12 protein-coding genes are annotated in these 17,644 nt (G+C 72.7%); 4 read left to right on the forward strand and 8 right to left on the reverse strand.

Annotated elements, in window-relative coordinates; translation table 11 throughout:
- Window positions 1-82 precede the first annotated feature (82 nt).
- Window positions 83-1,114 (forward strand): GGDEF domain-containing protein, encoded by a 1,032-nt coding sequence (locus Q0Z83_RS03475; RefSeq protein ID WP_317792311.1) that lies wholly within the window; start codon window positions 83-85, stop codon window positions 1,112-1,114.
- Window position 1,115: 1 nt separating this feature from the next.
- Here Q0Z83_RS03475 and Q0Z83_RS03480 read toward each other — a convergent pair whose 3' ends face one another.
- The 8 genes from Q0Z83_RS03480 to Q0Z83_RS03515 form a co-directional block, all read right to left on the reverse strand.
- Window positions 1,116-2,648, reverse strand: coding sequence for a hypothetical protein (locus Q0Z83_RS03480; RefSeq protein WP_317792312.1), 1,533 nt, complete (start codon window positions 2,646-2,648; stop codon window positions 1,116-1,118).
- Between the two features lie 2,063 nt (window positions 2,649-4,711).
- Entirely contained in the window at window positions 4,712-7,777 is a 3,066-nt protein-coding gene (locus tag Q0Z83_RS03485) for a hypothetical protein (RefSeq protein WP_317792313.1), read from the reverse strand.
- 1,161 nt (window positions 7,778-8,938) lie between these two features.
- Window positions 8,939-9,367 carry a hypothetical protein gene (locus tag Q0Z83_RS03490; protein ID WP_317792314.1) on the reverse strand — a complete coding sequence of 143 codons (429 nt, stop codon included), beginning with the start codon at window positions 9,365-9,367 and terminating at the stop codon, window positions 8,939-8,941.
- 30 nt (window positions 9,368-9,397) lie between these two features.
- Complete coding sequence (locus Q0Z83_RS03495; protein WP_317792315.1) at window positions 9,398-10,138, reverse strand: DUF6292 family protein; 741 nt, start codon at window positions 10,136-10,138, stop codon at window positions 9,398-9,400.
- A gap of 4 nt (window positions 10,139-10,142) precedes the next feature.
- On the reverse strand, window positions 10,143-10,643 hold the full coding sequence (locus Q0Z83_RS03500) for a hypothetical protein (RefSeq protein ID WP_317792316.1): 501 nt from the start codon (window positions 10,641-10,643) through the stop codon (window positions 10,143-10,145).
- Between the two features lie 45 nt (window positions 10,644-10,688).
- On the reverse strand, window positions 10,689-11,618 hold the full coding sequence (locus tag Q0Z83_RS03505; RefSeq protein WP_317792317.1) for a pirin family protein: 930 nt from the start codon (window positions 11,616-11,618) through the stop codon (window positions 10,689-10,691).
- On the reverse strand, window positions 11,615-12,028 hold the full coding sequence (locus tag Q0Z83_RS03510) for a TIGR03618 family F420-dependent PPOX class oxidoreductase (protein ID WP_317792318.1): 414 nt from the start codon (window positions 12,026-12,028) through the stop codon (window positions 11,615-11,617). The genes Q0Z83_RS03505 and Q0Z83_RS03510 overlap by 4 nt, the downstream gene beginning before the upstream one ends.
- 36 nt (window positions 12,029-12,064) lie before the next feature.
- Entirely contained in the window at window positions 12,065-13,483 is a 1,419-nt protein-coding gene (locus Q0Z83_RS03515) for a DUF2252 domain-containing protein (RefSeq protein ID WP_317792319.1), read from the reverse strand.
- 169 nt (window positions 13,484-13,652) lie between these two features.
- On the opposite strand from Q0Z83_RS03515, the gene Q0Z83_RS03520 reads away from it, so the two are divergent.
- The 3 genes from Q0Z83_RS03520 to chvE all read left to right on the forward strand — a co-directional run bounded on the left by Q0Z83_RS03520 (window position 13,653) and on the right by chvE (window position 17,599).
- Window positions 13,653-14,636, forward strand: coding sequence for a LacI family DNA-binding transcriptional regulator (locus Q0Z83_RS03520; protein ID WP_317797021.1), 984 nt, complete (start codon window positions 13,653-13,655; stop codon window positions 14,634-14,636).
- Between the two features lie 322 nt (window positions 14,637-14,958).
- A complete protein-coding gene (gene araA / locus Q0Z83_RS03525) occupies window positions 14,959-16,443 on the forward strand; it encodes an L-arabinose isomerase (RefSeq protein ID WP_317792320.1) in 1,485 nt (494 codons plus the stop codon).
- A 28-nt stretch (window positions 16,444-16,471) separates the two neighbouring features.
- On the forward strand, window positions 16,472-17,599 hold the full coding sequence (gene chvE / locus Q0Z83_RS03530; RefSeq protein WP_378078955.1) for a multiple monosaccharide ABC transporter substrate-binding protein: 1,128 nt from the start codon (window positions 16,472-16,474) through the stop codon (window positions 17,597-17,599).
- Window positions 17,600-17,644 lie beyond the last annotated feature (45 nt).

Consider the following 17,644-nt stretch of genomic DNA (forward strand, 5'->3'; position numbering starts at 1 on the left):
CCGCCGGGCCGGCGGGCAACGCCTCAGGTGACGCCTACCGGAACCGAATGATGGTTTCGGACCGGACCCGGAGGAGAACACCTTGGCCCATCAGTTACGCGACATGCACGGCGCCGCCCGTGCCGTCGCCTATCTGATGCTGGCCGCCGGGCCCTACAACTTCGTGACCGGTGTCCTGATGAAGCTCGGCGACCCGCTGGGCCAGGTCATCGCCCTCGCCGTCACCTCGTTCATCCTGTTCACCGTCGGCCTGATCTGCCTGCGCCGCCCGCAGGCCATGCCCAGACTGTTCTGGCTGCTCGTGCCACTGATGTCGGCGGGCGTCATCACCGGGCTCAACGTGGGCACCGCGGACGCCACCATGGGTCCGCAACTGTTCTACCTGTGGCCGCTGCTCTACGCCGCGATGTTCCTCAACCGCCGGATGATCGCCCTCACCGTCGTCCAGATCTCCGCCGGGCACGCGCTCACCGCCTTCCAGTTCCAGGAGAGCGGACAGGCCCTGCTCGACTGGATCGCGATCACCGTGGCCATGTCGATGACCGCCGTCGTCGTCGCCGGCCTCCGCGAACGCAACGACCGGCTACGCGGCGTGCTGGAGACCCAGGCCACCTCCGACTCGCTCACCGGCGCCGCCAACCGGCGCGCCTTCGACGCCGAACTCGACCGGGCCGTCGCCGACGCCGACGACCACGAACCGCTCGCGCTCATCATGATCGACGTCGACCACTTCAAGACGATCAACGACACCTGGGGCCATGCGGTCGGGGACCTCGCCCTGCGTACCGTCGCCGACGCCCTCCGCGACGCCGCCGAGGACCGCCGGCACATGGTCGCCCGCCTCGGCGGCGACGAGTTCGCCGTGCTGCTGCGGGCCGCGCCCTACGCGGCCGTCCGCTTCACCGAACTCGCCCGCGCCCATGTCGGCGCCACCACCGGACTACCGTGCGGCCCGCCGAGCCTCAGCATCGGCATCGCCGTGCTCCCCGACCACGCCACCGGCGCCGACGAACTTCAGAAGGTCGCCGACGCGGCCCTCTACCGGGCCAAGGAGGGTGGCCGGGGCCGCAGCATGATGGCCCATCCACCCCAGCGACTGCCCGCCTCGGCCTGACTCACCCCGGCTGGTCACCGTCCGCGGCCGGCTTACCGCCCAGCGGGGTCAGGATCTCCGGAGACCTGCGGGGGTACGGGCCCCAACCGTCCCGCAACACGTGGATGTAGACCGCCTCCAGGCACACCCCGATGCGCTCGACCAGATCGGTGTCCTCCGGGGCGCCCAGCCGGACCGCCCGCGCGAAATGGTCCAGCGCCTCCATGTGCCGCCCCTGGTCGAAGCAGCTGCGCCCGGCGTTCTCGTGCACCACACTGCGCACCGCCGGCGACACCTCCGCCTCCACCGCCTTCTGGAACAGCCGGTCGGCCTCCATGTAGTCACCCCGCAGTCGCAGCACGTGCGCCAGCTCCGCCTGGGCGATCACCATCGACTGCAGGTCGTGCGCCGACTCGGCGTGCGCCAGCGCCAGCCGGCTCGCCGCGGCGGCCATACCCAGCTCACCGAGCAGGCGGTACACCTCCGCGCGTACGCTCAGCAGCCCCGCCTTGACGATGTTGTCCGCCTCGTCGGTGAGCGGCCCGTCGAGCCGTTCCCCGAGCGCCCGCAGCGCGTCCCGGTTGTCGACGACCTCCCGCAGCGTCGCCCCGTCCAGCCGCCATCTGATCGCCGACAGTTCGGCCGCGGTCAGCGGCAGATGCGGAGCGAGGTCCGGCCCGCGCGGCACGTCGGACGCCGCCCGCGCACCGTTCTGCTGCTTCGGTCGGGCCGCGTCGGCTGCTCCGCCGGCCGGCTGCTCTCCGGCCGCACCGAGCTTCGCCGCGGCCTGCCCGTCGGCGCCCGCGCCGCTCCCGGCCTGCCGTCCGGTGCCCGAGTCGGTCTCGGCCTGGCGTTCGGCGCCCGCGCCGTCTCCGGCCTGCGGTTCGCCGGCCCGGTCGGTCTCGGCCCGCCGTTCAGCGGCCGTGCCGTTTCCGGTCCGCCGTTCACCGTTCGCGCCCGCGGGTCCCTCGGCCGTGGCCCGCTGTTCGCCGGCTGCCTTCGGGTGCCCGTCGGTCGTCGTCTCGCCGTCGGTCGTCGCCGACTGTCCACCGGTTGCGGTGGCCCGGCCGTCGGCGGCCTGATGGCGGGCTTCCCCGGCCTTCCCGGCCGCGGCGGCGGCCCGGCCGTCACCCATCTCGCCACCGGCCGGCTCCGCGTCGGCGCCGGCCTTGGAGGCGTGCCGACCGGAGCCGCCCTGGACTCCCGAAGCCCCGTCGCGACCGGCGGCCGTGCCACCGGTCGCCGTGTCACTGCTCGCCGTGTCACTGCTCGCCGCTCCACCGGTCGCCGTGCCACCGGCGTCCGGCTCGCCGTCACCGGCAGCCTTCGAACCGCCGGCCTTGCTGACGAACCAGCCACCACCGAACGCCGTGTCCGCATAGCGCCGAGGCTCGGTGTCCGGCCCGGACGTCTCCAGCCGACCGATCGGCCGCAGATTGTGCAGCGTCCCGTCGGCGTCCATGTACGGCCGATCCGCCTCGACCGGCTCCGGACGGCTCAGCGGGAACCCGATCTTCTCCCGCCCGGCCCCGGACGGGGTACCGGGCTTCGGCATCGCCACCGTGGGCCGCTCAGCCGTAGCCCCCGACCCCTCGGCCTGTCGCCCGTCACCCGGCGCGGCCCCCGAGGGCGCCCCGGAGACCGGCGTGGCTCCGATCCGCCCACCGGCCGAGCGGACGTCACCCGCCGATGCGGGCGCGGGCGAGACGGGCGTCGGCCCGTTCCATCCGGTCGCTGCGGGACCCGTCGCCGGTGAGACCGGTGTGGGCCCGTTCCATCCGGCTTGACGTCCATCCGGCGTGGCGGCTGGGGAGACCGGTGTGGTGCCGTTCCAGCCAGGCTGCCCGGCGGGCGCACCCGAGGCAGGCGTCGCGGTTCCACCCGATCCCACCCCGTGGACCGCCGCACCGGACGCGGGCGGCGCGGATCGCGGCGTGGCACCGTTCCATCCAGCCGGTCCGGCCTGCGCACCGGCGGCTTGCGCCGGACCGGCGGGGGTAATCCCGGCCCGTCCGGTACCAGCTTGTGCCGGTCCGGTGTGGGCACCGCCCTGCGAGGTCTCGGCCTGTCCGGTACCAGCTTGTGCCGGTCCGGTGTGGGCACCGCCCTGCAAGGTCTCGGCCCGTCCGGTACCGGCCCGTCCGGCACCGGCCGTGGTGGCCGCGGTGTTGTCGGCGGCGTGTGCGCCATGCCGTGGGCCGCCCGAGGTGGGCGCCGATCCCGGCATGCCCCTGGTGGCCTGCTCGCCGGTGGGACCATCCCAGGCGGCACCCGTCGGGGACGCCGTCTCCGGAGCCGGTCCGAACCCGTTCCACGGCCCGAACGGCACACCCGGTGCGGGCGGCGCCGAACGGGGCACGCTGGACGCGTCACCCGGACCGGCGTTGTTCCGTGCGCCACCGGCCGGCGGCGCACCCGGCGCACCGAACCCGGTCCGCGAACCCTCGGCACCGGTAGCCGGAGGCGCCGAACGCGGCGCGCTGCCACCCGGAGCCGCGGTACCGGCGGCCCCTTGCGCTCCGAAGCCGTTCCACGAGTTCGCCAGCCCACCGGGATCGTTCGAAGGCGGTGCCGATCGTGGCGCCGCACTGTTCCGCCCGTCGCCGGGCCGTCCGGCTCCCGTGCCGTTCCAGCCGTCGGCGGAACCGGCCTGGGACGCTCCTGGAGCGGCCTGCGGCTGCCCGGACACCGTCGGTCCCACACCGGAATGTGCGCCACCGGGCCCCGAAGGCGCGCCACCGGGCGCCACCCGCGGTGAACCGGGCGCCGAGTACCCGCCACCGGGCGCGGCTTGCGGGGCGCCGGGACCGGTCTGCGGGATGCCGGGACCGGTCTGCGGGGCACCGGGACCGGACTGCGGGATGCCGGGACCGGACTGCGGAGTTCCTGAGCCGGGTGGCGTCTGGCCGGGCCCGTGCGGACCGGGCGCGTTCCGGACAGCGGGCGGCCAGGCGGCCGACGGGTGCCCGGCCACGGCCGGATCCCCACCCGGAATCGGCTGCACACCCGAACCCATGTCACCGGGAACCTGCGGCCGGGCCGCGGGCGGCCACGCCGTGGCCGCCGCGGGCTGACCAGCCACGCCACCCTCGGGAGCGGGCGGCGAAACCGGTCGCGCACCGGCCGCCGGTTGAGTCGCATCCGGAACCATGGCCCACGGCCCGTCCCCCTCACTGAGGAAGACGTGCGCGGTCCGAGGCGACCGGGCTCGCTGCTGCGGAACCCCACCCTCGCCCGGCCGCTCGAAGCCGCCGGTCACGTCGGGCCGGCCTCCACCCCAGCGGGCGTCGCCGGGAGCGCCGGGCCGTTCGAAGCCGCCGGTGACATCCGGACGTCCACCGGCTCCACCCCAGCGGGGATCGGTCGGGGCGCCGGGCCGTTCGAAGCCGCCGGTGACGTCGGGCCGTCCTCCACCCCAGCGGGCGTCGCCGGGAGCGCCGGGTCGTTCGAAGCCGCCGGTGACGTCGGGCCGTCCGCCCGGGCCGCCCCATTGTCCATCGCCGGGTGCGGCGGGTCGTTCGAAGCCGCCGGTCACATCCGGACGGGTTGCGTTGCCGGGAGCCGCGTTCCCGTCGGGGCGGTCCGTTGCGGGACCGGGCTGCGGTCCGTTCGGACCGATCACGCGCGCCGGCGGAACCGGCGCCGGAGCGGCGACGACACGCGGCGCAACCGGCGGCTCGGCCTTGATGACGCGCGGCGCGGGAGGCGGTGTCGCAGCGCTGACAACCTTCGGCGGTACGGGCGCCTCAGCCCTCCGGACCACCCGGGGCCCGTTGTCGGCGCCGGGGAAGCCGGCCCGTTCCCATCAGACGGATCCGGTGCGGCGCCGCCGTTCGTGCCTTGACCTGCTCCCGGACCCCGGCCATCCCGGCTGCTGAGATCCACGGTCGGCTCAGCGGGCGTGTCCGCGGCCGGGCCCCGCTGTCCGGGCACGAGCCGCGCGACAGCCGAACGCCAGCCCCCGCGCCGCTCCGAACCCTTCCGCTCAGCCTTGCCGGAAGCCTCCCGCCCAGCGCTTTCCGTGTCACCCTGACCGGGAACGGCCTTGCCACCGACCACCGGCGGCGCAACCGGCCGACCAGCCGACCCGTCGGCCCCATACTCCGTGGCACCGGGCGGAGTAGCCCAGCCGGCCGCCGTGTCCGGCTGCGGCGCGGTCCAGTCACCCTGCCCCGGGGTGGCGCCCTGCCCTTGGGTGGTCCAGTCACCCTGGCCCTGCGGGGCTCCGCTGCCGGCGCCGCCCTGCGGCCGCTGTCCTGCGGAGGCCTGCCCACCCGGACCGGTGTTCCGATACTCGCCCTGCGCGGCGTTCGCCGCAGCCGGCCGCTCCGGGGCGGTGCCCCAGGGGTCTGTCGCGCCACGCGGGTCCCCGGTGTTCCCGAGTCCGGCGTGACCACCCGAGGCCTCCGGCGCGCCGCGACCGTCGGCGGCACCGGCCAACTCGGTCGGAACCGTCGGCGCCTCGGTCTCCGGCATACCGCGCCGGTCGGGGGCGCTTCCACGCCCGGCCTGGTCACCCGTGGTCTGCGGCGTGTCCCGGTATCCACCGGCGCTGCCACGCCCGGTTTGCCCGCTCGTGGCCGGCGACGTGTCGCCGGCGCTTCCCCGTCCGGTCTGACCGGCCGCCGGCTGCGGTGTGTCGCGGCGCTCGTCGGCATTCCCCTGGCCGGCCGGGGGAACCGGTGTGTCGCGGCGGTCGGCGGCGTTTCCGCGACCGGGCTCGGTCTGACCCGGGACAGCACGGTCGGAGCCGGTCTGACCCGGGACAGCGCGGTCGGAGCCGGTCTGACCCGGAACAGCGCGGTCGGACCCGGTCTCGGCCTGGCCGGGGAGGTCCGCGGGCGTGACGGTGCGGCCGGTGGCGGCCCGGCCGGGGAGGTCTCCGGCCAGGATGTCGGCGCCGTCCGGGCGGACGGCGGCACGGTCGTCGGGTGCGGTCGGGCGGCGTTCGGCCTGGTCGCGGGCTACCGGCTCGGCCGGGGCACGGGTGTCCCCGGCTGCGGGCAGGGCCGGTTCGCGGCGCTGGTCCTGGCGGTAGCGGTCGTCGCCCGTACCGAAGACCTGGTCGAAATCGTCCGAACCGGAGGCCGGGACCTGCGCGCGTCCGGTGACCGCCTGGTCGTCGCGTCGTGCCGGACCGGACCGCCGGGCGTCCTCGTCGCGTCGCGGACGTCGCCCGCCGGGCGGGCGGATCGGGCCGAAGTCGTCGTCCTCCCATGTCTCGCCGCCGCGGCCGGGACGGGCCTGACGGTCGCGGGAACGGTTGGTGTCCTCCCAGTATTCGTCGGCGCCCAGTTCGATGGTGCGGCCGCTGCCGGGCCGGTCGCCGTCGCGTTCGATGTGGCCCTCGTCGTCCCACATCTCGTCGGCGCGGATCTCCATGGCCCGCCGGCCACGGCCACGACGGTCGTCGCGAGGATCCCGCCGGTCGTCACCGGCCAGCGGGTCACGGGAATCTCCCGACTGCACGCGGAGATCGTCCCGGGTGTTCCGGCCGTCGCGCGGGTCACGCAGCTCACCACGCTGGTCGCGAAGGTCCCGGGAGTCGCCACGCTGGTCGCGGACGTCGCCACGCGGGTCGCGGGAGTCGCTGCGCGGATCACGCACGTCACCGCGGCCGTCGAGCAGATCGCGCTGGTCGCGGGAGTCGCCGCGCGGGTCGCGGAGGTCGCCGCGTGGGTCGCGGGCCTCGCCGCGGGCGCCGCGTTGGTCGCGGAGATCGCGGGAGCCGCTGCGCGGGTCGCGGAAATCGTCGCGCTGGTCGCCGGGTTGCGCGCGGAGATCGTCCCGGACGTTCCGGCCGTCGCGCGGGTCGCGGACGTCACCACGTGGATCGCGGAGATCGCGGGAGTCGCTGCGCGGGTCGCGGACGTCACCGCGCGGGTCGCGGGCGTCACGCGGGTCGCGGGACTGGCCGCGAAGGTCACGGGGATCACGCAGGTCACCGCGCGAATCACGGGAATCGCGCCCATCACGCAGATCACCGCGTGAATCGCGTACCTCGCGGTCGTCCCGCAGGTCCCGTGGAGCGCGCGGGTCACGGGAGTCGCGGGGGTTGCGCAGGTCACGGGAATCACGCACGTCGCTGCGCTTGGAAGGCCGCCGCTCCCGGTCGTCCCAGCGCCCGTCCCGGTCGTCCCGGCGGGCCGGCGTGCCGTCCCGACGGTCGTCCCAGCCGCGTCCCGGGTCGTCGGAGCGACGGCGGGGTGGCGCGTCGTCCCGGTAGCGGGAGGACGGTCCGTAGCCGCGTTCGTCGTCACGGCGCTCGTCGGCCGTACGCTCATAGCGGTTGTCTCCGCCGCGACGCTGGGCCGCGCCGCCTCGCCGGAGCTCCGGGCGGGCCGCGGGGTCGACGATCGGAAAGTCGGGTTTGTCGAAGTCGACGCCGAGTTCGGGCCGGTTGAAGTCGACGTCGTCGAAGTCGTCGCCGACCAGGTTGTCGACGGACGTGTCGATCGGTTCGAAGTCGGGGTCGTCGAGCCAGGAGGGCCGTTCGGAGTCGAAGGCCGCCTGCTTCTGGCGGAGGGTGCCGTCCTCGGGCGCGCCCGCGCGACGGCGGGTGGGCATGACCGGGTCCGGAGTGGTGCGTTTGGTGTAGTGCTTCTCCTGTTTGACCGCGGAGCTGGGCATGAAGGAGTACTCGTCGTACTCGTCCTCCCAGTACTCGTCGTCTTCGAAGCTCATGACGCGGCCCCGAATCGGCCGGTGAAGGACCCAACGCCCCTACGCCGCATCCGTGCCACCGTCCTCACGCTGTACCACCTCCGCACCCCGGTGCCGCCCCCTGCGTCCCGCGATCAATACCTGCCACGTGGTGGATGTGGAAGGTTAACCACGGATTTGCGCAGTGCGCCACCGCCCTGCGGGTCCCCGTCATCGGCCTCACGGACGGCCCGTGAGGGTGGATCGCATCGGCGCCGCAGCTCGCCGATGGAGCGCGATCATCGGGGTATACGTCCTGCGGGCGGTCCTGGTTCAACGGGTTGAGCAGTCACTATGACAGTGCTCCGGAGGCGGTTCCGGCCGGGGTCCGGGCGTTGCCCTGATCAACGGCGTTCGCTGCCTCGAGGTGACGGTCCCGATGTCGACTTAAGGACTTTTTAAGTTTCTCTTCAGGAGAACCACGGACTAGCGGGTGACCCTGAACAGGTGACAGCCTGTATCGGAACCCGCGTGAACGAGAGGTGTCGCAAGCGTGTCCGGCGGGTGGCGAAGGACACGCTCCGTGGTCGCGGATCATGGACCGGTGATCTGTCACGGTGGATGTGCACCCCGCTGAGGCCGACGAAGTCCCAGCGGGTTCATTGCGGCCCCGACTACCCGGCCCCCGGCCGCCGCCCCCCGGTTACATGGCGGCCGTTTCGTGCCCGAGACGTTCCGCTGAGACGACGCCCCCTCGTCTTCTCGCGGTTGGCGGTTCTTGGCACGGGGTCGGGTCGGGAGGCGGCGGCGGGAGCCCATCTTCCGCCGCCGTCCTCACCGGTTCGCGTTGGAGCCACCCGGCTCGGCGGCCACCGCCCCCCAGCAAGGTGGCCGTGCTGTGCCCGAAACACCCCCGCGGGGAGGAGCCCCCTCGAATCCCTCGCGGTGTGCGTCACCGGGCACCCCGAGCCGGGCCCGGAGGCGGCGGCGGAATCCTGTCATTCCGCCGCCGTCCTCCCACGAGCAGGGCCGCCTCCCACGAGCAGGGCCGCCTCCCACGAGCAGGGCCGCCTCCCACGAGCAGGGCCGCCTCCCACGAGCAGGGCCGCCTCCCACGAGCAGGGCCGCCTCCCACGAGCAGGGCCGCCTCCCACGAGCAGGGCCGCCTCCCACGAGCAGGGCCGTCCCGGATGAGGACGGCGATCAGAGGCGGCCGTCGGTGGTGAAGCCGCTGACCCGCGTGGGCAGCGCCAGCCCCGCCGCGGCGAGAGCGGTGAGCAGCGCGGACAGTTCGGTGCGGGTCATCGAGGCGGCGGCGTCCGGATGCGGATGCGGCACGCCGAGCGCGGTGGCCGCCTCGACGGCCCGGGCGCCGATGGCCGCCTCGACCGCCCACAGTCGGTGGGCGCAGAGGGACACATGCGCCGAGGCGGCGAGCTCGCCGTGCAGGCGGAGTAGTCGGCGCAGGTCGGCGGCGAGACGTTCGATCGGCGGACCCCAGGGTTGCGGGGCCGGCGGGCGGAGGCGTTCGGCCACGGCGGCACACCACCGGGGGACGTAGCGGCACCCGGCGGCCACCGCCGCGGGCGCGGCGAGGATCAGGACGATGCGGCCGGCATCGAGGAGGGTCACGGGAGTTCCTCCGACGGTCTTGCGGTCGGTCTACCCTCGACCTTCCGCCGCGTCCCGCCACCCGTCAACGGACTTTGTGCGACGCGCCGAATAACGCAGCAGCGCCGCCTCGAACGCCGGATCGGCCACCCCGGCGCGATGCCCGGGAAAATCGGCGTCGACCTCAGGAAGGCCGAAGAAGGCCCCGGCGGATCCGAATGCCCCGGCGGGCCCGGAGGCTGCGACGGGCCTGGAGGCCGCGAGGGGTCCGGAGGTGGCGGCGGATCCGGAGGCCCCGGCGGGCCTGGAGGCCGCGACGGGTCCGGAGGTGGCGGCGGATCCGGAGGCCCCGGCGGGCCCGGAGGCTGCGACGGGTCCGGAGGTTGCGGCTTCGCGCGGGGGAGAGACGGAAAGACCGGCGAGGGCGGCGATGCTCCGGGCCACCGCGCCCGGCGCGGCGATCATCGCGATTCCCAGAGCCTCGGCGGTACGGACATCGCGCCCCGCCGGATCGTCGACGGTGAGCAGATACCAGCCCCGCTCCTCGGACCACCCGGCCCCGGCCTGATCGTGGTCCCACACCGGCCGCCCGTGCAGCCGAACCTGCCGGGCCAGGTCGAACGGGATCCATCCGTCGCGGACCGGCCCGTCGTCGGCCCGCCAGTCGGCGACCGGCACCCCGGCGTCCTCGAGCGCCGCGGCGACGGCCCGGATGTAGGCGGCATGCGCCGACCGGCTGCCGTCCATTCCGTCGGTGCCGTCGATTCCCTCGAAGCCGCCGGTGCCGCCCATGCGGTCAGATGACGGCGCGGCCGGCGAGTTCGACCAGACCGGGCCGGCCGCCGAAGACCCGCCGCACCGCCGCGCCCATCCGGTCGAACAGGTCGTCGCCGCCGAAGTCGGCCGGGCCCAGTTCACCGAGCAGCAGGTGGACGGCGAGCCCGTCCTCGTGGGTGCCCGGCAGGTAGCCCTCGGCCGGCAGGTCGGTGGCGAACACCCGGCGGGCCAGGGCGGCATCGCCGTCGGGGGTGTCCGGTTCGCTGCTGTGCAGCCAGAGCAGGCCCGCCGTCTCCGGGCGCAGCACCCGCTGGAACACGCACGGCTCGACGCCGACGTCGACCAGCCCGCCGGCCCAGAACGGCTCGGACACCTCGAAGCCGGCGGCGGTCAGGGCGGCGGCGGCGGTTCGCCCGGACGGGCCGTCGTCCCACGTGATGGTCGGGGGCACCCGCTGGTCGGCGCGGGGGAGCAGACCGGGGACGACGGACAGCGCCGTGAGGAGTCGGGCGGGCGTCATCGGGTGATCATGACGGCCGCCGACCCAAATGGGAAGCGCGGCCGGTCAGTACGTGTTGCCGTGCCGGTCGCGCGCCTTCAACCGTACCGTCGGAAGCTCTGGCGCCGGAAGAGGATCGGCGTCGCAGCCCGCGACGGCGCCGAATCTCTCCCCGGCCGTCCACTGAGTCCGGGCCCGGACGATGTCGTCGTGGCTGCGGCCGACGAAGTTCCACCACATGACCAGCGGCTCGTCGAAGGGTGCCCCGCCGATCAGGAAGAGCCGGGCCGGTCCGGCCGACTCCAGTTCGAGGTGGTCGCGGCCGCCGCCGAGGTAGAGCAGCGACCCTGATGCCAGCGGCGTCCCGGCCACCGTGACCTCGCCGGACATCACCAGCACGCCGTGTTCGAACGCCGGATCCAGGTCGAGCGTGTGCCGGGTCGCGGCGTGGTGGACCAGTTCCGCACCGACCAGCGGCGAGTGCACCCCGGCCGGGGACCGCTGGTCGCCGAGCTTTCCGATCACGACGGTGACCGTGACGTCACCGTCGCGCCGCGACGGTAGGGCGGCGTGGTGCTCGAAGCGGGCCGGGCCGTGCCGGGCGTCCTCGGGCAGCGCGATCCACAGCTGCAGGCCGTGCATGCCGTCCGGATGCTCGGGCGGCGTGAACTCGGAGTGGGCGATCCCGTGCCCGGACGTCATCAGGTTGAGCCGCCCGGGCGTGATGAGCTGATGGCTGCCGAGGCTGTCGCGGTGTTCGATCAGGCCGTCGACCAGCCATGTCACGGTCTGCAGGCCGGTGTGCGGGTGCGGCGGTACCTGCATGCCGGGGCGGCCGCTGACGTCGTCGGGTCCGAAGTGGTCGACGAAGCACCAGGCGCCGACCATCCGCCGCTCGCGGTGCGGCAGCAGTCGGCGGACCGTGGTGTACCGCCCGAGGGGCACGTCGTGGCCGGGCAGCAGCACGCTGTCGGCGATGTCCGGCGAAGCGCTCATTCCACCGAGGTTAATAGCGAGGCCGACCCCAGAATGCGGGTGATCTTCACTTCGATGACCACCCGGGCCGGGTTGGGGCGCGGCCGGCGGTAGCGGGCGGCGTACCGCTCGACGGCGTCGGCGACCGAATCCGGGTCGTCACGGATCTCGGCGAGGCCCTCGATCGTGCTCCAGCGGCCGGCGTCGACCTGGCAGATCGCCACCCGCCGGTGGCCGCGCAGCACGTTGCGGACCTTGGTCGACCCGCCCGAGGTGATCACCCGGGCCAGGCCGGCGACCGGGTCGAAGGTGGCTCCGACCGCGACCACGTGCGGTGAACCGTCAGCGCGCAGGGTGGTCAGCGTGCACAGGTGACGTTCGGTCCAGAAGTCCAGGAGCGCGGGGGAGTCGAGGGGAATGGCGCCGCTCACGGGCGTACCTCATCGGGGTCGGGGGTCATCGGATGGTCATGCCGGCTCGGCCGGCAGGTCGCCGCGGCGGACCGCGGCGACCAGGGCCTCGTGGTCGCTCTCGACCTGGTCGGCGTAGGCCCGGGCGAATCGGGCCAGGGATTCGTCGAGTTTGTCGCCGCTGCCCACGTAGCCGGCGATCATGGAGGCGCCGCTGGTCCGGGCGTGCGACTTGGCGAGCAGGAAACCGCAGATTGCGGCGTAGTCGGCGAGCGCGCCGGCGTTGATGTCGTCGACGACGATGGCGCCTTTCATGTCCCGGAACTGGCGCACGTAGTACTGGTGGTCGCCGACCGTGGTCCAGCCGAGCAGCGGGTCGCTGACCGTCTGCAGCGCCTGCTGGTACTCCACGACCCGTTGGCCCTGGTGCCGGTGCCAGGCCAGCGCGCCGTGCTGGTGTTTCGCGACGACCGAGCGGCGGGCCTGCTTGAGCTGCAGGAAGAGGACGTCGTCGGGGCTGCTGCCCTCGCACAGCGCGACGTACGCCCGCAGGCCGACCGAGCCGACGCCGACCACCTTGTGCGCGATGTCGACGATCCGGTACCCGCCGAGGATCCGTGCCCAGTGCGGCTTGAGGGTGCTGAGGTAACCGTCGAGGGCTTCGGCGAGCTGCTCCCGTTCGTCGGCCGGGAGCCTGGTGATCAGCGGCTCCTCCTCGACCATCCGCAGGGCGCCGTCGTTGCGCTCGGTGAAGCGGGGCAGCGCCCGGTCGCTGGTGCGGCGGCGAGCACGGCGGGCGGCCCGTTCGATCTCGTCGCGGAAGCTGGCCCGGCTGGCCGCCGAGCGCATGCCCTCGACGTCGAGCTGGTCGAACGAGCGGGCCAGCAGCGGCTGCTCGGCGAGGTGGGCGATCTGCTCCCGATACGACTCGACGCAGTGCTGGACGGCGTCCGAGCAGGAGCTCTCCCGGAAGCCGTTGACCCGGCCGGCCACGTGCACGCTCACCGCGAGGCGGCGCAGGTCCCACTCCCACGGGCCGGGGTGGGCCTCGTCGAAGTCGTTGAGGTCGAAGACCAGCTCACGCTCGGGGGAGGCGTAGAAGCCGAAGTTGCCGAGGTGGGCGTCGCCGCAGATGACCGGGGTGATGCCGGTGCTCGGCAGCCCGGCGAAGTCGTCGGCCATCAGGCCGGCGGTGCCGCGCAGGAAGGTGTAGGGCGAGGCGATCATCCGGCCGATCCGGACCGGCACGAGCCGGCTGAGGCGGCCCTCGTGCGACGCGACGACCTGGGCGACCGGGTCGAGCCGCCGACCGGGGGTCTTCCAGTGGGCCATGTCGGAGCGTGGCGAACGGTCACGCAGCGACCGGCCGATCTCGTAGCGCTCGGCGCGCGGGGCGGCGGCCCGGCGTAACGAGGTGAAGCCCTCGTCCGCTAAGCTGCCGAGCACACCCGGCCCGTTGTTCCCTGATGGTTGCATCGCTGCCGAGGGTACGTGTCGCCAAAGATCGTCCGCGCGGGGCTCGTGAAATGCCGATGTTATCGATAACATTTCGGAGTCTGTGAGCACGTGGCGGAGTCCCGTTACGCTCCATGAGACCTGGATCGGACGAGGTGCGCAAGTGGACAAGGGATCCCGTAGCCCGGCGATGACGGATGTGGCCCGGCTGGCCGGAGTGTCCCATCAGACCGTCTCGCGCGTCCTCAACGATCATCCCAACGTCAAGGAGCAGACCCGCATCCGGGTCCGGGCCGCCATCGCCGAGCTCGGCTATCGCCCCAACCGCGCCGCGCGGGCCCTGGTCACCGGCCGGTCCCAGCTGATCGGCGTGGTCGCCCGCAACAGCACTCTGTTCGGTCCGGCCACCATGCTCAGCGAGTTCGAGCAGGCCGCCGCCGACGCCGGGTTCGCGGTCAGCGTGGGCAGTGTCCGCGAGTTGGACCGCTCGTCCATCTCGGCGGTCGTCGACCGGCACCTGGACCAGCGGGTGGCCGGCCTCGTGGTGATCGCCAACACCGCGTCGGCCACCGAGGCGCTCGCCGAGATCCCGGAGGACCTTCCGGTCGTCTTCATCGACGGCGATCCGGCCAGCGGGCGCCCGCTGGTGACGGTGGACCAGGTGGCCGGTGCCCGCGCGGCGACCCGGCATCTCCTCGACGCCGGGCACGAGACGGTCTGGCACGTGTCCGGGCCGACCGACTGGTTCGACTCGGCCGGCCGGATCCAGGGCTGGCGGCAGACCCTGGAGGAGGCGGGCGCCGAGGTGCCGCCGCTGCTGTCGGCGGACTGGTCCGCGGCCGAGGGCTACCGGACCGGGCAGATGCTGGCCCGGATGCCCGAGGTGACGGCCATCTTCACGGCCAACGACCACCTGGCCCTGGGCATCCTGCGGGCGCTGCACGAGCGTGGCCGGCGGGTGCCGCACGACGTGAGCGTGGTCGGTTTCGACGACGTTCCGGAGGCGGCCTACTTCATTCCGCCGCTGACCACCGTCCGACAGGCCTTCGGTGACGTCGCCCGAGCCGCGTTGAGCCTGCTCCTGGGGCAGATGAAGGACGACTCCGGCATGGCCGACCAGATCGTGGTGCCGCCACAGCTGATCATTCGGGAAAGTGCCCCCCGCCGCATCTGAGCGATTACTCTCCGCCTACGTTAATGGGCCGTTACCTCGTTGTTGCCGACGGCCGTTGACACGGTATTTGTTAGCGATAACACTGAGGTTCTCCCGCCGGGATGTGGTCGCGGCCACCCGTGCGGCCACCCCTCGGAGGTACATCCCATGGCCGGGTATGGCGTGACGTTTGGTGACGGCGGCCCCGTTTCCGGACGTAAGATCACTGGGTTGCCGGCCGCCCTCATGGCCGGCGACCGGATGAAGACGTGCCTGCCGGCTCTGGCGATGGCGCGCCGTGCTGCCGCGGGCGCCTGAACTTCTTCGACCAAAGGACCAACCGATGAACCCGCAGATCTGGTTCCTGACCGGTAGCCAGCATCTCTACGGCCCGGAGACCCTTCAGCAGGTCGCCGACCAGTCCGCCGAGATCCAGCGGACCCTGGCCGCCGGTGGCCTCACCGCCGAGATCGTCGGCAAGCCGGTGCTCACCGACTCCGGCGCCATCAAGCAGGTCATGCTGGACGCGAACGCCGACCGCGACTGCATCGGCGTGATCGCCTGGATGCACACGTTCTCGCCGGCCAAGATGTGGATCGGTGGCCTGGACGCGCTGCGCAAGCCGCTGCTGCACCTGCACACCCAGCACAATCGGTCACTGCCGTGGTCGACCATCGACATGGACTTCATGAACCTCAACCAGGCCGCCCACGGCGACCGGGAGTTCGGGTTCATCCAGGCGCGCCTCGGCGTGCCGCGCAAGGTGGTCGCCGGGCACGTCGCCGACCCGTCGGTGGTGAAGCGCATCGACGCATGGTCCCGGGCCGCGACCGGTCTCCAGCACCTGCGCAGCCTGCGGCTGGCGCGGTTCGGTGACAACATGCGGGACGTGGCGGTCACCGAGGGCGACAAGGTCGAGGCCGAGCTGCGGTTCGGCGTCTCGGTCAACACGTACGGGGTCAACGACCTCGTGGCGATCGTCGACCAGGTGTCCGACATCGAGATCGACAAGCTGATCGCCGAGTACCGCGACGTCTTCGAGATCGCCCCCGAGCTGCTCGGCGACCGTCTCGACTCGTTCCGCTACGCCGCCCGGATCGAGGCCGGCCTGCGGCGGTTCCTGACCGAGGGCGGCTTCGGCGCGTTCACCACCAACTTCGAGGACCTCGGCGGTCTGCGGCAGCTGCCGGGCCTCGCCGTGCAGCGTCTGATGGCGGACGGCTACGGCTTCGGCGGCGAGGGTGACTGGAAGACCTCGGTGCTCGTGGCCACCGTGAAGGCGATGGGTGCCGGAACCGGACGTGGTACCTCATTCATGGAGGATTACACCTACCACTTCGGTCCGGGTGAGCCTAAGATCCTCGGCGCGCACATGCTCGAGGTCTGCCCGTCCATCGCGTCGGCGAAGCCGCGCGCCGAGATCCACCCGCTGGGGATCGGTGGCCGGGAGGACCCCGTGCGTCTGGTCTTCGACGCGGCCCCCGGCCCGGCGGTGGTCATGGGCATGGCCGACATGGGAGACCGGTTCCGTCTGGTCGCGAACGAGATCGAGGTGATCCCGCCGGACGAGCCGCTGCCGAACCTGCCCGTGGCCCGCGCGGTGTGGAAGCCCGCCCCGTCGCTGTCCACCTCGGCCGAGTGTTGGATCATGGCCGGCGGACCGCACCACACGGTGCTGACCCAGGCGGTCGGCGCGGAGACACTGCGCGATTTCGCGGAGATGGCCCAGACCGAACTTCTGCTGATCGATGAGCGCACGACATCGGCTGACTTCGCCGATCGAGTGCGCTGGAACCAGGCGTACTTCCGCCTGGCCCGCCCCCTGTAACACCCGTTCTCAAAGAGGAGATTCCACCGTGAAATATCCCCGGCTCGCGGCCGTTCTGACCGCTGCCACCATGGTCGCCACGATGGCTGCCTGCGGCGACGCCGAGAAGACCACCGACAAGGAGGCCGCCAGCGGTGACACCGCCGGCGCGCTGGTCGGTATCACCATGCCGACGCGTTCCTCGGAGCGCTGGATCCACGACGGCGACAACCTCAAGTCGCAGCTCGAGGGCCTGGGCTACAAGGTCGACCTGCAGTACGCGGAGAACGACATCCCGACCCAGACCCAGCAGCTGGACAGCCAGATCACCAAGGGCGCGAAGCTGCTGATCATCGCGTCGATCGACGGCGAGGCGATCACCACTCAGCTGGAGAACGCCAAGACGGCCGGCATCAAGGTCATCGCGTACGACCGCCTGATCCGTAAGAGCCCGAACGTGGACTACTACGCCACCTTCGACAACTTCAAGGTCGGCGTCCAGCAGGCCACCTCGCTGCTGACCGGCCTGGGCGTGCTCGACGCGACCGGCAACAAGACCGACAAGAAGGGCCCGTTCAACGTCGAGCTCTTCGCCGGTTCGCCGGACGACAACAACGCCACGTTCTTCTTCAACGGCGCCAAGAGCATCCTGGACCCGTACATCGCCGACGGCACCCTCGTCGTCAAGAGCGGCCAGAAGGACTTCGAGACCGTCGCCACGCTGCGGTGGGACCCGGAGACCGCGCAGAAGCGCATGGAGAACATCCTGACCTCGACCTACAAGGACGGCTCGAAGGTCAACGGCGTTCTGTCGCCCTACGACGGCATCTCGATCGGTATCCTCTCGGCCCTCAAGTCCGGCGGCTACGGCACCGGTGCGCAGGCCTACCCGATCGTGACCGGTCAGGACGCCGAGCTCGCCTCGACCAAGTCGATCCTCGCGGGCGAGCAGTACTCCACGATCTTCAAGGACACCCGTAACCTGGCCAAGGCCACCGGTGAGATGGCCGACGCGGTCCTCAAGGGTCAGACCCCGAAGACGAACAACACGACGGACTACGACAACGGCGTCAAGGTCGTCCCGTCGCAGCTCCTCGACTCCGTCATCGTCACCAAGGACAACGTCCAGAAGGAACTGGTCGACGCTGGCTACTACACGGCTGACCAGCTGAAGTGATGTAGGACCCGTGCCCCCGTCCGTCCCCCGGCGGGCGGGGGCACG

The organism is Actinoplanes sichuanensis (genome assembly GCF_033097365.1).
Lineage (GTDB): Bacteria > Actinomycetota > Actinomycetes > Mycobacteriales > Micromonosporaceae > Actinoplanes > Actinoplanes sichuanensis.

What these genes read in the sequence shown, in the direction of transcription:
- Q0Z83_RS03485 (WP_317792313.1), bottom strand. Translation starts at nt 7,777, where the DNA reads ATGAGCTTCGAAGACGACGAGTACTGGGAGGACGAGTACGACGAGTAC.
- Q0Z83_RS03500 (WP_317792316.1), bottom strand. Translation starts at nt 10,643, where the DNA reads ATGACGCCCGCCCGACTCCTCACGGCGCTGTCCGTCGTCCCCGGTCTG.
- Q0Z83_RS03520 (WP_317797021.1), top strand. Translation starts at nt 13,653, where the DNA reads ATGACGGATGTGGCCCGGCTGGCCGGAGTGTCCCATCAGACCGTCTCG.
- Q0Z83_RS03515 (WP_317792319.1), bottom strand. Translation starts at nt 13,483, where the DNA reads ATGCAACCATCAGGGAACAACGGGCCGGGTGTGCTCGGCAGCTTAGCG.
- Q0Z83_RS03495 (WP_317792315.1), bottom strand. Translation starts at nt 10,138, where the DNA reads ATGGGCGGCACCGGCGGCTTCGAGGGAATCGACGGCACCGACGGAATG.
- Q0Z83_RS03505 (WP_317792317.1), bottom strand. Translation starts at nt 11,618, where the DNA reads ATGAGCGCTTCGCCGGACATCGCCGACAGCGTGCTGCTGCCCGGCCAC.
- araA (WP_317792320.1), top strand. Translation starts at nt 14,959, where the DNA reads ATGAACCCGCAGATCTGGTTCCTGACCGGTAGCCAGCATCTCTACGGC.
- Q0Z83_RS03480 (WP_317792312.1), bottom strand. Translation starts at nt 2,648, where the DNA reads ATGCCGAAGCCCGGTACCCCGTCCGGGGCCGGGCGGGAGAAGATCGGG.